At 44.3% G+C, this 14418-nt stretch carries 9 protein-coding genes; 5 read left to right on the top strand and 4 right to left on the bottom strand.

Annotated elements, in window-relative coordinates:
- Nucleotides 1-8: 8 nt before the first annotated feature.
- Nucleotides 9-617, bottom strand: coding sequence for a phosphatase PAP2 family protein (locus tag GGD38_RS28125; RefSeq protein WP_375302930.1), 609 nt, complete (start codon nt 615-617; stop codon nt 9-11).
- A 50-nt stretch (nt 618-667) separates the two neighbouring features.
- Here GGD38_RS28125 and GGD38_RS28130 point away from each other — a divergent pair, with 50 nt between their 5' ends.
- Entirely contained in the window at nt 668-2647 is a 1980-nt protein-coding gene (locus GGD38_RS28130; protein ID WP_375302929.1) for an LTA synthase family protein, read from the top strand.
- A 199-nt stretch (nt 2648-2846) separates the two neighbouring features.
- Here GGD38_RS28130 and GGD38_RS28135 read toward each other — a convergent pair whose 3' ends face one another.
- Nucleotides 2847-3590, bottom strand: coding sequence for a class I SAM-dependent methyltransferase (locus GGD38_RS28135; RefSeq protein ID WP_375302928.1), 744 nt, complete (start codon nt 3588-3590; stop codon nt 2847-2849).
- Nucleotides 3591-3885: 295 nt separating this feature from the next.
- Between GGD38_RS28135 and glmM the strand changes: the two genes are divergently transcribed.
- The 4 genes from glmM (at nt 3886) to GGD38_RS28155 (ending at nt 9820) form a co-directional block, all read left to right on the top strand.
- Nucleotides 3886-5265 carry a phosphoglucosamine mutase gene (gene glmM / locus GGD38_RS28140; RefSeq protein ID WP_375302927.1) on the top strand — a complete coding sequence of 460 codons (1380 nt, stop codon included), beginning with the start codon at nt 3886-3888 and terminating at the stop codon, nt 5263-5265.
- A gap of 353 nt (nt 5266-5618) precedes the next feature.
- A complete protein-coding gene (locus GGD38_RS28145) occupies nt 5619-6758 on the top strand; it encodes a cysteine desulfurase family protein (RefSeq protein ID WP_375302926.1) in 1140 nt (379 codons plus the stop codon).
- 100 nt (nt 6759-6858) lie between these two features.
- Nucleotides 6859-8376 carry a gluconokinase gene (locus GGD38_RS28150; protein WP_375302925.1) on the top strand — a complete coding sequence of 506 codons (1518 nt, stop codon included), beginning with the start codon at nt 6859-6861 and terminating at the stop codon, nt 8374-8376.
- 247 nt (nt 8377-8623) lie between these two features.
- A complete protein-coding gene (locus GGD38_RS28155; RefSeq protein ID WP_375302924.1) occupies nt 8624-9820 on the top strand; it encodes a DUF1624 domain-containing protein in 1197 nt (398 codons plus the stop codon).
- 167 nt (nt 9821-9987) lie between these two features.
- Here the strand turns inward: GGD38_RS28155 and GGD38_RS28160 are convergent, their stop codons facing one another.
- Both GGD38_RS28160 and mutS read right to left on the bottom strand, forming a co-directional pair.
- The gene (locus GGD38_RS28160) at nt 9988-11484 is read right to left on the bottom strand and encodes a hypothetical protein (RefSeq protein WP_375302923.1); all 1497 of its coding nucleotides are present in this window, start codon (nt 11482-11484) and stop codon (nt 9988-9990) included.
- 217 nt (nt 11485-11701) lie between these two features.
- Entirely contained in the window at nt 11702-14320 is a 2619-nt protein-coding gene (mutS, locus tag GGD38_RS28165; RefSeq protein WP_375302922.1) for a DNA mismatch repair protein MutS, read from the bottom strand.
- Nucleotides 14321-14418: the final 98 nt, after the last annotated feature.

A 14418-nucleotide genomic window follows, 5' to 3' on the forward strand; every position in this document is an offset into this window, starting at 1 on the left:
TGGTTAAACTAAGATACTGTAAGCATTCCTATTCGCTTATGAAATAGTTTGCTTAACAAAAGCCCTATTCCGATTCCCAGGAGCGCTCCGCAAAATACATCAAAAGGATAATGCACGCCTACATAAACCTGGGTATAGGCGATAATAAACGCCCAAACCAGAAAAAGATTGGCCCAACGCCCCATAACTGGCCGTAAAGTGCTGAAAAAGAAGGTGGCCTGGGCAAAATGGCTGAACGTATGCGACGAAGTAAAACTGGAGCTGCCGGGGCAATAATTTATAAAGAACCGTAATTGCGGCCCCATTATTTCATCGCGGCAGGGCCGGGTACGCCAAATGGTCTTTTTGATCACCTGGCTGCTTATAAGGTCGCTGAGGGCGGCGCACAGCACAACACCCATTACCCACCACCAGCCTTTGATGCCAAAGTTACTGGTAACAAAAAGTAACAGGAACAGGTACAGGGGCACCCAAAAAAGGGTTTCCCGCATGTATGGTAAAACCGTATCTAAAAAACTATTGCTCCAGTCCTGGTTTATATGGGTAATAAGCCAGGAGTCGAAGGGTTGAATACGGTCCCAAAACGTTATTAAGCAAAAGGGTAGGTCAACAATCATAAAAGCAAAAATAAATACTATAATTTTAGGTCTTATTTCTTTATTTAAGTATGGCGAAAATTCCTAAACTGATCCGGTGGATAATTTGGACGGGCTTGATTTTCCTGGTTTTATTTACGATCATGCGGCTGGCGTTATTTATTATGAGCGACCAGCAAAGTTATGGACTTAGCAAGTTGGGTGGTGCTTTTTTCCTTGGCCTACGATATGATCTTCGTATGATCTCCTGGTTGTTGATCCTTGTGCTTATTTTGGGCAGTATACCCGCCCTGCATCCCTTTTTAAGTAAACGCGGCAAAAAGTTATGGATGATGGTGCTGGGTGTTGCCGTGGTGTTTGTGATCTTCTTCTTTTCAATTGATTTTGCCCATTATGCCTACCTGGCACAGCGGCTGAACGCCAGCGTGCTGAATTACCTTGAAGATGCAGGCATTTCAATGAGCATGGTTTGGCAAAGCTATCCCGTTATTCGTATAGTGCTGGGGGTGTTATTGCTATCAGCTTTATTAATTTATATCATTTATCGCAATCACCGCTGGGTGAGCAAGCAAACTTATACGGGCACAAAACGAAGCCGCATTATTTCTTTTATTGTTTGCTTTTTAGCGTGTGGGTTTTTCATATTTGGCCAGTTTAGCCAATATCCGTTGCGCTGGAGCGATGCTTTTGCACTGGGCAGCGATTACAAAGCCGGCCTGGCCCTGAACCCGTTCGAGAGCTTTTTCAGCACCCTGAAGTTCAGGCACAGCAGCTATGATGCAAAGAAAGTGAAAGAGCTGAGCCCAATAATTGGCAGTCATTTTAATTTTCAACCATCTGTTAATCCTTTGAGTTTTGTAAGGGTAGAAGAGCCTAAGCCGGGTGCGCTTACATCGAACCCCAATGTGGTGCTGGTGATTTGCGAAAGTTTCAGCGCATACAAAAGCTCAATGTTTGGCAACCCGTTGAATACCACGCCTTTCTTTGATAGTATGTGCCGCCAGGGCATTTTCTTCGATCGTTGTTTTACCCCAACGTATGGTACGGCGCGGGGCGTATGGGCAACCATTACCGGTACACCCGATGTGGAACCAACAAAAACTGCCAGCCGTAACCCTGCAGCTGTTGATCAGCATAGCATCATCAATAATTTTACCGGCTACGAGAAATTTTATTTCCTGGGTGGCAGCACCAGCTGGGCAAACATCAGAGGGGTGCTTACCAATAACATCGATAACCTGCATTTATACGAACAGGAAGATTACAAAGCACCCAAAATTGATGTGTGGGGTATAAGTGATAAGAACCTGTTTTTAGAAGCCAATAAAGTGCTTGCACAACAGCAAAAGCCTTTTTTCGCTATTATTCAAACCGCAGATAATCATCGGCCATATACTATTCCCGACGAAGACCTGAAAGAATTTAACCGGGTAAGCGCGCCTTTAGATTCATTGCGTAAATATGGGTTTGAATCAGATGCCGAAATGAACGCTTTCAGATATACCGATTTTGGCTACAAGAAATTTATGGAGGCGGCGCGCCAGGAAAAATATTTCAACAACACGGTATTTGTGTTTATTGGCGACCATGGTATTCCCGGCGAAGCCAGTGCCTTATTCCCTCATAGCTGGACGGCCCAACGCCTTACCACCATGCACGTTCCCCTGTTGATATATTCACCAGGTTTACTAGCGCCCAAAAGGGTACATACCATCAGTTCGCAAACCGATGTGTTGCCAACCATAGCCGGTTTATGTGATATCAAATACACCAACAGCACGTTGGGTAAAGACCTGCTGGATAGCGCCACCAAAGGCTTTGCCTTTGTTTATGACCCCGACAATAGCATGGTGGGCGTTGTAAAAGGTGATTATTTATTCCGCAAACAATTGCGTGCGAAGAAGGAAGAACTGGTGAGCATTGTAAATAACGACCCCGTGCCTAATGATGCCGAACACGCCGCTATACAGCATGAGATGTCAGTTTTGACAGATGCGTTGTTTGAGACGGCGAAGTATATGCTGCTGAATAATAAAAAAGCTGGAAAATAGAGTCTGTCAGTGGTGAGTTGTGAGTGGATTCACGAATTTTTTAGGTTGCTGAGCAATAGCGAGGTTCGCGAACTGCAAATGGTGAGTTGTGAGTGGGTTATCGAATTTTATAGGTTGCTGAGCAATAGCGAGGTTCGCGAACTGTAAAAACTCCTGAACTTTAGCGAGCCTCCACTCACCACTGACCACTCACCACTCACTAGTTCTTCTTAGCGATCAGTATCATCCTCGGCGATTGCTTAACATCATAAGCACTTAAATTATAATCCCCATACACTTCTTTCAACTGCAGGTGATAATAAGCGAACATATCGTTGAAATCGCCCACAGAGAATTTAGCTACTTTCTCAATGAACTCCAGTGGCGCATCAAGCGCTTCATCCTCAATTTCAATCTTTTTGTAAAAATGGGTTTCATCGAACCATTTCGTTAAGTAGTAGGTAACATCGTCAATTACTTTTTCCTGTTTGTGTACCAGGTGATCTTCGGCATAATGCACATTCAGGTAGTCGATCACCAGCGTACCGCCGGGTTTTAATGCATTGGCAACCGTGCGAATAACGTTATAGTGTTCACGTTCTGTTCTAAAATACCCAAAGCTGGTAAAAAAGTTAAAGGCATAATCGAAGTAATTGATCCAGAAGGGGAGCCGCATATCGTGTTCAAAAAAATGCAAATGACCATTTTCCTGTGCTTTGGCAATATGGATGCTTGCGGGGGCAAGATCTATGCCTGTAACATCGAATCCTTTTGAGGCCAGCAGTTTGGAATGACGGCCACGGCCGCAGGCAACATCAAGCAGTTTGGAGTGTTCGGCTGGGTGCAGTTTGTTAAGCAAACGATTGATAAAGGCAGATGCTTCCTGTTCATCGTGCTCAAAGTACAATTTATGATAGTAGGGCGAGTTGAACCAATCCCTGAACCAGTTGCTGCTGTTGAACATGCTGCCTCAAATTTGAAGCAAAAGTAGGGCAGTATTTGCAAACGTTTGCGATAAGACTATGCAGATATGTGCATAAGAGATTTTTCTATAACAATAATTATTTAACCCATAATTAATTGATTCGCTTTTTTTTATTCATTGTTTTCCACATGTTGGCCCCCACATTTAAAAACTCATAATTTTTCACTTAACTTCACTTTTCTGATTCCCCATCCTGTAAAATACCCTAATCTGGTAGCCCCTGCTAACGACCAAACCATTATTTTTGTAATTATTACTGTTAAACCCTGTTATTGTGGCATTGATAAAAAGTATATCAGGTATTCGTGGAACGATCGGAGGTAAAACCGGAGAAAATCTCACCCCCCTTGATGTGGTTAAATTTTCTGCCGCCTTTGGTAGTTGGTTGCTTGAAAAAAAATCGGGCAATAAAATAGTTATCGGTCGCGATGGTCGTATCAGCGGCGCTATGGTTCAGCAATTGGTGGTGAATACACTTATTGCACTGGGCCTCGATGTGGTTGATATTGGGCTTAGTACCACACCTACCGTTGAAATGGCGGTAGTATGGGAAAATGCTGCCGGTGGTATTATCATTACCGCCAGCCATAACCCCAAGGAGTGGAATGCGTTGAAACTGCTTAATGAAAAAGGCGAATTCATCAGCGGCGCCGATGGAGCTGCCGTACTGGAAAAAGCCCGTACTGAAGATTTCAATTTCGTTTCGGTAGATAAATTGGGAACTTATGAAGTGAACGACACTTACCTGCAGAAACATATAGATACAATTGCCAGCTACCCAATGGTTGATGTAGAAGGCATTCGCCAAAAGAATTATACCGTGGTAGTTGATGTGGTGAACTCAACCGGTGCATTGGCTATTCCACCATTGCTTAAAGCATTGGGTGTTGAGAACGTGATCGTGTTGAATGAAGAGATCACCGGCAAATTTGCACACAATCCCGAGCCGTTGCCCGAAAATCTTACCGGTTTAAGTGCAGCAGTTCGTAAACACAAAGCCGACCTGGGTATAGCTGTTGACCCCGATGTTGACCGCCTTTGCTTTGTTTGTGAAGATGGCAGCATGTTTGGTGAAGAATATACACTGGTGGCCGTTGCTGATTATGTGCTTAGCAAAAAAGTTGGGAACACCGTAAGTAATATGAGCAGCACCAAAGCGCTGAAGGAGATCACCATTAAACATGGCGGCGAATATTATCCTTCTGCCGTAGGTGAGGTGAATGTGGTTGATAAAATGAAAGCCATGAATGCGGTAATTGGTGGTGAAGGTAATGGCGGTATCATAGTACCCGACCTGCATTATGGTCGCGATGCACTTATTGGTATTGGCCTGTTCCTTAGCTCACTGGCTACACATAAGAATGGCATTCGTTCATTTAGAACACGCTACCCCGATTATTTTATTTCGAAGAATAAAATTGAGCTGCAGAACGGCATCGATGTAAAAGAGATCTTCGAGAAAATAAAAGTAAAATACAAGAACCAGCCAATAAATACAGAAGATGGTTTAAAGATAGAATTCGATAGCGATTGGGTACACCTGCGTACGTCGAATACTGAGCCCATTATTCGTATTTATGCCGAAAGCAGTTTTGAAACCACCGCCAATAATATTGCATTGCGTTTGATGCACGATATTAAGGAGTTTATATAAATACAAAATCACAAGCTCCAAGACCCAAGCTCCAAAAAATAGCTGCAAAAATTCAAAACCCAAAGTTCCAATAGCCTGGCAGTTGAGATTTAGGATTTGGAATTTACTTGGATCTTGAGATTTGGAATTTGGTTTTTCTTTATTTGGATCTTAGGGATTTGAGATTTGGATTTTTATTATAAACTGCTTTATTTCTTAAAAAATATTTGGCGTACCGGTCAAATTCTTAAACAATTAGCTGCCGGTTGGTGTTTTTGATGGTGAGCTTGTAATTCACTGGTATTAAAATTTCTTTTCAAATATTTTATTGAATTTTGCTCCGCTGAAAAGCGGAGCATTTTTATTTAAAGAATATGTCAAAGCAGGTAACCCGTATTTATTTTGATAATGCAGCTACAACGCCCCTGGACCCCCTGGTGCTGGAGGCCATGATGCCTTATTTTACAGATAAGTTTGGTAATCCTTCTTCTATTTACTCCTATGGCCGTGAAAGCCGCCTGGCCATTGAAAATGCCCGTAAATCGGTTGCCAAAATACTGAATGCGCATCCGGCAGAGATCTTCTTTACTTCGGGCGGAACGGAAAGCTCCAATACCGCCATCAATGCAAGTATTCACGACCTGGGCTGCCGCCATATTATTACCTCGCCCATTGAGCATCATGCTACCTCGCATACGGTAGAATATATAGCCGGCCTGCCGGGGATTACATTAAGCATGGTGAAACTGTTAGATAATGGCCATGTTGATTTGAACGACCTGGAACAATTGCTGGCCAACAGCGATGATAAATGCCTGGTTACCCTTATGCATGCCAATAATGAAATAGGCAATATGATCGATTTGCATGCAGTAGGTAATGTGTGTAAGAAGTATGGCGCTATTTTTCATAGTGATACGGTGCAAACCGTTGGGCATTTCCCGTTCGATTTGCGTAGTACGCCGGTGCATTTCATTACCGGCAGCGGTCATAAATTTCATGGTCCCAAGGGTGTGGGCATTTTATACATTAACGAGAATGTTAGAATAAAGCCTTATATCCATGGCGGTGCACAGGAGCGCAATATGCGCGCCGGTACCGAGAACCTGTATGGGATTGTAGGTTTTGCCAAAGCGCTGGAGCTGGCAACGGAAGAATATGAAGCGCAAAGCAACTATATAAATGGGCTGAAATTATATATGATGGAAAAGGTAAAGAATGTAGTGCCGGGCATCACCTTCAATGGCGATCCGCTGGGCCGCAGCCTGTACACCGTGCTGAGTGTTTCTTTCCCTAAGACCGAGAAATCGGAGATGATACTGTTTGCCCTTGATATGAATAATATTTGCGTAAGCGGCGGTAGTGCCTGCACCAGCGGGGCCGACCAGGGTTCGCATGTTATTCGCGCCATCAATAACGATCCAAACCAGGTAACGGTACGTTTTTCGTTCAGTAAACATAATACCAAAGAAGAAATTGATTTTGTAGTAGAAAAATTGAAGGAGATGATATAAGCGTCTTCTGCACTTTGTTTTTGCTAAATAAGAATTGGTCCCGATCCTGGTCGGGATCTTTTTTTGTAAATTACTGCTCCTTAAAAGCTCGGATCATTCCATGGAACAGCAGGTAATCATCGGCGTAGATATTGGCACCTCAGGCACCAAGGCCATTGCTTTAACTCACCAGGGCGAGGTGGTTGGTAATACATATGTAGCGTACAACCCGTTGCCGGGCAAACCCGGCTATCATGAGCTTGACCCCGAAGTGTTGTACCAGGCTGTTATTACCTGTATTGAAGGAACAGGGGAGCAGGTGCGTAAATTGGGCGCTACGCTAACCGCTGTTTCATTTAGTACGGCCATGCATAGCTTAATAGCGGTTGATGAAAACGGCAAGCCGCTTACCCATGTAATTACCTGGGCCGATGGGCGGAGTGTTGCGTTTGCCGAAGCATTAAAAGGCACGCCTGCGGGGCATGAGATCTACCTGCAAACGGGTACGCCCATTCATCCTATGTCGCCCCTGTGCAAGCTGATGTGGCTGCGCGATCACCAACCCGACTTGTTTGCCGCAACGCATAAGTTCATTGGTATTAAAGAGTTTATTTTTTACCGGTTCTTTGGCGAATACCTCATCGATTTTTCCATAGCATCGGCAACCGGTTTGTTTGATATTCATAACAAAACCTGGTACCAACCGGCATTGAAAGCAGCGGGTATTACCAGCGAACGCCTGGCGAGCCCGGTGCCCACTACCTACACTATACGAAAATTTATAAAGCCTTTCCCGCAGCAGTTGGCGGGGGTTGCAGAAGTGCCGTTTGTTATTGGCGCCAGCGATGGTTGTTTGGCCAACCTGGGCAGCTTTGCAACAGAACCAGGCGATTTAAGTGTAACCATTGGCACCAGTGGTGCTGTTCGTATGATAACCACCAGGCCCGCGGCCGATGCGCGCGAACGCATCTTCAACTATATACTAACCGATAACATATATGTATCGGGTGGGGCCATTAATAATGGCGTGGTGTTGTTGAAATGGTATACCGAACATTTTTTACAAAAGCAATTAACAGGTGCTAACGATCTTAACTGGTTTGTGCAACAGGCGGCACAGGCACCTGCCGGTGCAGATGGGTTGATCTTTCTTCCCTATATCTTAGGCGAAAGGGCGCCGGTATGGGATGCCGATGCAAAGGGCGTTTTTATTGGTGTACATGCCGGTCATACCCAGGCGCATTTTATGCGGGCCATTATTGAAGGAATAAATTATGCGCTGTACCAGGTGGCTGCATCGGTACAGGAAACAATTGGTACTATTCAGAATATATATGGCAGCGGTGGTTTTATAAATGCGCCGTTGTGGTTGCAGTGGCTAACCGATCTGTTTGGGCAGGAAATAAAAGTGATAAGTAGTGATGATGCATCGGCAGTAGGGGCGGCCATGCTGGGTTTACGGGCTACCAATATGTTGCCAATAAACGAATCGGCGCCTGTTTTCCTCAATAAGCAGCAATATATGCCCGATATGGAAATGCATAAACGTTATAAGCGCTATTACACTGTATATGCAGGATTGTACGATAAATTAAAAGCTGATTTTCAAACGCTAAGTGATATACGCGCCACCCTTTAACATTTTCTTTTATTTATACGGGAACAACTGGCATATTTTTTAAGTTATATATAGTGAAAGGTTGCACAACTCTGCCTTTCAATCGCTGTGGTTAAGTTAAAACAAGTCGTTCCCCGCTGGGGGATGATGCAGTCCTCCCGATACATCGGGAGGGCTTTTTTTATGTGCTTACCACATATCCCAAATCATAGGCTGTTAAAGGGATTATTTGTAAATTGTAATAAGTGAATCTCTTAATAAAGCCAGCATGAACCAACTAACTGAACTTACCGCTGTAAAAAAGCGGGTACAATCTATTGACATATTGCGCGGCGTTGTAATGATCATTATGGCCCTCGATCATGTGCGCGATTTCTTTCATGTTGATGCTTTTCAGGGCGATCCGCTGAACCCTGCTACAACAACCCCCATCTTATACTTTACCCGCTGGATCACGCACTTCTGTGCACCCACCTTTGTGTTCCTGGCCGGAACATCGGCCTACCTGGTTGGTTTGCGAAAATCAAAAGCCGACCTAAGCAGCTTTCTTATAAAGCGCGGACTGTGGTTGATAATGATAGAAGTACTTGTTATTACCCTGGCTTTAACTTTTAACCCATTGTACAATGCCATTATACTACAGGTAATATGGGCCATTGGCATTAGTATGGTGTTTCTTGGACTGGCAGTGCGGTTGCCCTATAAAGTTATTTTTGCTATTGGTGCATTAGTAGTGCTGGGACATAATTTACTCGATTACCCCGAGGCGGCCCGTAACCAGGACGTGCCTTTTATTTGGGACCTGTTACACAATGGCCGGTTTGATACATATACTTATGCGCCTAACCGGGTGCTTATAATTGCCTATTCCTTTATTCCCTGGATGGGTATTATGTTTATGGGTTATTGCGCCGGTAAATTGTTTGAAGCCACCGTTGACAGTCACAAAAGGAAGATGACATTGTTATTCCTTGGCGCCGGCCTTTTTACTTTGTTTGTGGCGCTGCGATTGTTAAATGAGTATGGTAATCCTTTTCCCTGGACGCCGCAACATACTACGCTGGCCAGTTTCTTTTCATTCATGAACGTGCAAAAATATCCGCCTTCACTTATGTATGCTTGCGCTACACTGGGGCCGGCGCTTATGGTATTGGCTTTAATTGAACATGTACGCAACCGCTTCACCGACTTTGCCAAAGTGTTTGGACGCGTGCCGTTCTTCTATTATGTAATTCATTTTTACGTCATTCACCTGCTTACCGTTATTGCATTTTATATAGAAGGCTATGGTACAAAGGACATAGTAGGACAAACGCCTTTCTTATTCAGACCGCTGCAGTTTGGTTACCCCCTGTGGGTGGTGTATATAATTTGGGCGGCGCTCATTATTGGTTTGTATCCTTTGTGTAAGTGGTATAATAAGTACAAAGCCACGCACTCACAGTGGTGGCTTAGTTACTTGTAACAGAATTTATAGAATGTTTATTGTTTACGGCTTCCGTAGAAAACGGCTTAAAGCTGTAAGCCAAAAGCTAAAAGCAAATACAAAAACAGTTAAAGCAATAGTAGAAAGCGAAAAGCCTAAAGCAACGGCAGAAATAGATCTGTATTTGCTTTCGGCTTTAGGCTGTATTATTGAACCACGATCTTCTGATTTAGTAATATACCCGCCATATTCTTCAACGAAATCATATAAACACCTTTAACAAGGTTGTTCTTTAATTCAACGGTTGTTTGGTTATTCAATTCCGGCATGTGTTGTTGCATAATGGAGCGGCCTATAATATCAGTTATGGTAAGGGTTACGTTCTCCAGCTGTTTATTCGTTTCAAGCACCAATTTATTGCTGCCCTGTAATATGGTTGGGTATAACCGTACACCATCGGTTGTATTGTTCTTAATGGTGATCACTTCAGAGTACGTAATAACCCCGTTTTTATCGGTCATTTTTAACCGGTAAAACTGGTTGCCCGTAAACGAAACAGGGTCGGTAAAGGCATACTGAACGCCTGTAGCAGTGCTTATACCAGCAGTTGCCTTCAACTGGCCTGCTGTGGTATAGGTGCGGCCATTGGTGCTTTTCTCTATAGTAAAGTTTTCGGTATTACTATTAAGCGTGGTGGCCCAGTATAAATGTGTTTGATTGTTTTGTTGGTTGCCCTTAAAGTGTAACAACTCAATGGGCAGTACAATAGCGTTCATGTCGAATGTAACACGGTTAGCGCCATTGGCTTCGTAATACTCCAGCACCATATCGTAAGTGCCGTTGAGGGTGGCGGTATAGCTGTCGTTTATCCAGTTATGTTCTCCCCAGTTCTGTATTACCCAGCTGGCGCCGCCATTAAGACTAAAGCGGTAACCATCGTCGCCACCTACAAGAAAGGTAACCGTTTCGTTGTTGAATGGGCGCCTTAACCGGTACCGTACACTGAAGCCTTGAGAATACACGGGGCAGCTATTGGTATAAAAGGTAACATCGTCGCCACCAAAGTTTTGATCTATGCGGGAATTATTACCGGCAGTACCTTCAAACATGGTGCCTTTGAATACCGTAAAATCCTGCTCATCGTACACATAACCCCGCCATACGCCATTGGTGCCATATACAGTAGGATCATCGGTGGTACCGCAAATGCTAAAGCTAATTCTGTTGCCCTGGGTAAAATCGTTGTATTCTATAACCAGGTTGTAGGTGCCGTTCAAATGAAAGGTGCCGGTTCTGGTTGTATAACCATGGCCGCCCCAGTCTTGCAGTATCCAGTTATTACCGCCATCGATGCTTATGCGATAGCCATCATCGCCGCCAATGGTGATGGTATAATCGGTTTCAGTAAAGGTTTTCCTGAGTTTGTACCGGATACTGAAATTCTCAGTTCTTATGTTACAGCCATTAACAGCATAGGTAACATCGTCGCCGCCAAAGCTTTGATCGAAGTTCATATTGCCAGGCGATCCCTGGTTCACATAGCCAAAATAATTGGTGAAATTGTCGTTGTCGTATACATAGCCAATCCAAGTATCGTTGGTGCCATAAGTGACCTGGTCACCGGGGGCAGAAGCGCAAGTTTGCGCGTGTAGCCTGTTACAAATAAGCAACAGGCTGATAATAACTAATTTACCAGTTTTCAAGGGAGGGGTACTATTAAATAATTAAATCTATCTACGGGTTTACGCTTATTCAAACGTATTAGCAATATGCTTATTGCCGCTGCAAGATCATATTAATGTTAGCACTCTGGTATTAATTTCGACGACTAATCGAAAAAGCACGACCGAAAACAGGCGTGCCACGGTTTCAAACCGTGGCACGCTTATTAGCACATTAGCAAATTATCACATTAGCTAATTACTTAACCAGTCCTTTTATCTCATTCAGCTTCATCAATGCTTCAACAGGTGTTAACCGGTTAATGTCGATATCGTTCAGCATTTTTCTGATGTCGTCGAAGGTTTCGCTGTGCGCATCGAAAATAGAGAGCTGTACTTTTTGAGTAGAAATTTGTTTTACCTGTTCGGTGAGTTTATGTTCGGTGGTTCCCTCTGGCTGGTCTTCGTGTTTTTTCTCCAGCAGCTTCAATATTTCATTGGCCCGCTCAATGAGGGCAGGGGGCATACCGGCCATTTTGGCCACATGTATACCAAAGCTATGGGTGCTGCCACCGGGCGCCAGTTTGCGCAGGAAGATGATCTTATTGCCAACTTCTTTATTGGTGATGTGGTAGTTCTTTATACGGCTTAGTTTGTTCTCCAGCTCATTCAGTTCATGATAGTGGGTAGCGAACAACGTTTTGGGTGCGTGGGGGCTTTGGTGCAGGTATTCGGCAATGCTCCAGGCAATGGAAATACCATCGTAGGTGGAGGTACCGCGCCCAATTTCATCGAGCAGTATAAGGCTGCGCGATGAAATATTGTTGATGATGCTGGCCGTTTCATTCATCTCAACCATGAAGGTACTTTCGCCACCGCTTAAGTTATCATTGGCGCCTACACGGGTAAAGATCTTATCGGTTAGCGGAACACGGGCTACTGTGGCCGGCACAAAACTACCCATATGCGCCATAAGCGTAATAAGGGCGGTTTGTCGCAAGATGGCGCTTTTACCGCTCATGTTGGGGCCGGTAAGAATGATCACCTGTTGCGAAGTTGGTTCCAGTAATACATCGTTTGAAATATAGGGTTCGCCTATTGGTAAATTGCGTTCAATAACCGGGTGGCGGCTTTCTTTCAGATCGAGTACTCCATCCTCGTGCAGCTCTGGCTTTTTGTAATTAAAGTGCAGGGCGTTGTGCGCAAAACACAACAGGCAATCGAGAATGGCCAGCACATTACCGTTCACCTGCATGGGGGCAATGTAGTCCTGCAGTTCCAGTAACAGCTTTTCGTAAATGTCCAGCTCAATGGCCATTATCTTTTCTTCGGCGCCGGTGATCTTTTCTTCGTATTCCTTTAGCTCGGCGGTAATATATCGTTCGGCATTGGCAAGGGTTTGCTTACGCATCCATTCAGCCGGCACTTTGCTTTTATGCGAATTGGTTACTTCGAGGTAGTAACCGAATACGTTGTTGAAACCAATTTTTAAAGAAGAGATACCTGTTTTCTCCGATTCCTTTTGTTGCAACTGCACCAGGTATTCTTTACCATTGGTAGCAATATTGCGCAGGTCGTCGAGTTCGGCATGAATGCCGCTGGCAATGGAACCGCCTTTCGCTACTGCCACCGGTGGATTATCGATGATCTCTTTGGTTATTTTTTCTTCTATGTAGCGGCAACCATTCAACGAATCGCCCAGGCGTTTTAAATATCCGCTTTCACTGTGGCTGCATAGTTGTTTTACTTCTTCAATATGCCGCAGGCCGCGCGCTATTTGCAATACCTCGCGTGGGTTGATCTTCTTTAAGGGGATCTTACTCACCAGCCGCTCAATATCGCCGCATTGTTTTATATGCTGAATAAGCTTATTGCGCAGGTCAACTTCTTTTATAAAGAACTCAACCAGCTCAAGCCGTTCGTTAATACGATTAATATCCTTTAGTGGTAACAGTATCCAGCGTTTCAACAAACGTGCGCCCATAGGCGATACGGTATTGTCGAGCACTTTGTGCAGGTTGTTACCTTCGCCATTACCAGTGCTTATAAGTTCGAGGTTGCGAATGGTAAAGCGGTCCATCCACAGGTAATCATCGCGGTCGATGCGTTGGATAGAGGTAATATGTTGCAGGTTGGGGTGTTCGGTATCTTTCAGGTAATGCAGTACCGCGCCGGCGGCCACAGTACTCAGGCGCATTTCTTCTACCCCAAAACCTTTTAATGAATGGGTGTTGAAATGCTTGAGCAGGCTTTCGGTAGCATAGGCTTCATCGAAGATCCAGCTTTCCATAGTGTAGGTATAGAAGCGGGAGCCAAACACTTCTTTAAAGTGTTTTTGAAAACTGCGCTGAAAGATCACCTCAGCCGGTTTCAGCGTTTGCAGAAGTTTATCAATGTATTCTGCATTGCCTTCGGCAACAAAGAACTCACCAGTTGAAATATCGAGAAAAGCAATACCGGCATGGTCTTCGGTAAAATGAATACCTGCCAGAAAGTTATTGCTGTTATGCTCCAGCATTTTATCGTTGGTAGCCACACCGGGCGTAACCAGTTCGGTTACTCCGCGTTTTACAATGCCTTTCGCCTGTTTGGGATCTTCGAGCTGATCGCAAATGGCTACACGATAACCGGCCCGCACCAGTTTGTGCAGGTAAGTATCGAGGGAATGGTGCGGAAAACCAGCCAGTTCGCTACTGAAAGCCGCACCGTTGTTTCTTTTGGTAAGGGTAATGCCGAGCACCTGCGAAGCAATAACGGCATCCTGGCCAAAAGTTTCGTAAAAATCACCTACTCTGAATAATAATACAGCATCAGGATACCGTTGTTTAATGGCATTATGCTGTTGCATTAAAGGAGTTTCTGTAGTAGCTTTTGACATGGGGGGCAAATATAAAATGTTTACAAGGGGATAAAAAAAGCTTAAATGCGTATGTGGAGAAAATGGGGAATAGTTGATGATGAGTTGAAAAGTTGACA

It is taken from the genome of Niastella sp. OAS944, from assembly GCA_024809215.1.
Lineage (GTDB): Bacteria > Bacteroidota > Bacteroidia > Chitinophagales > Chitinophagaceae > Niastella.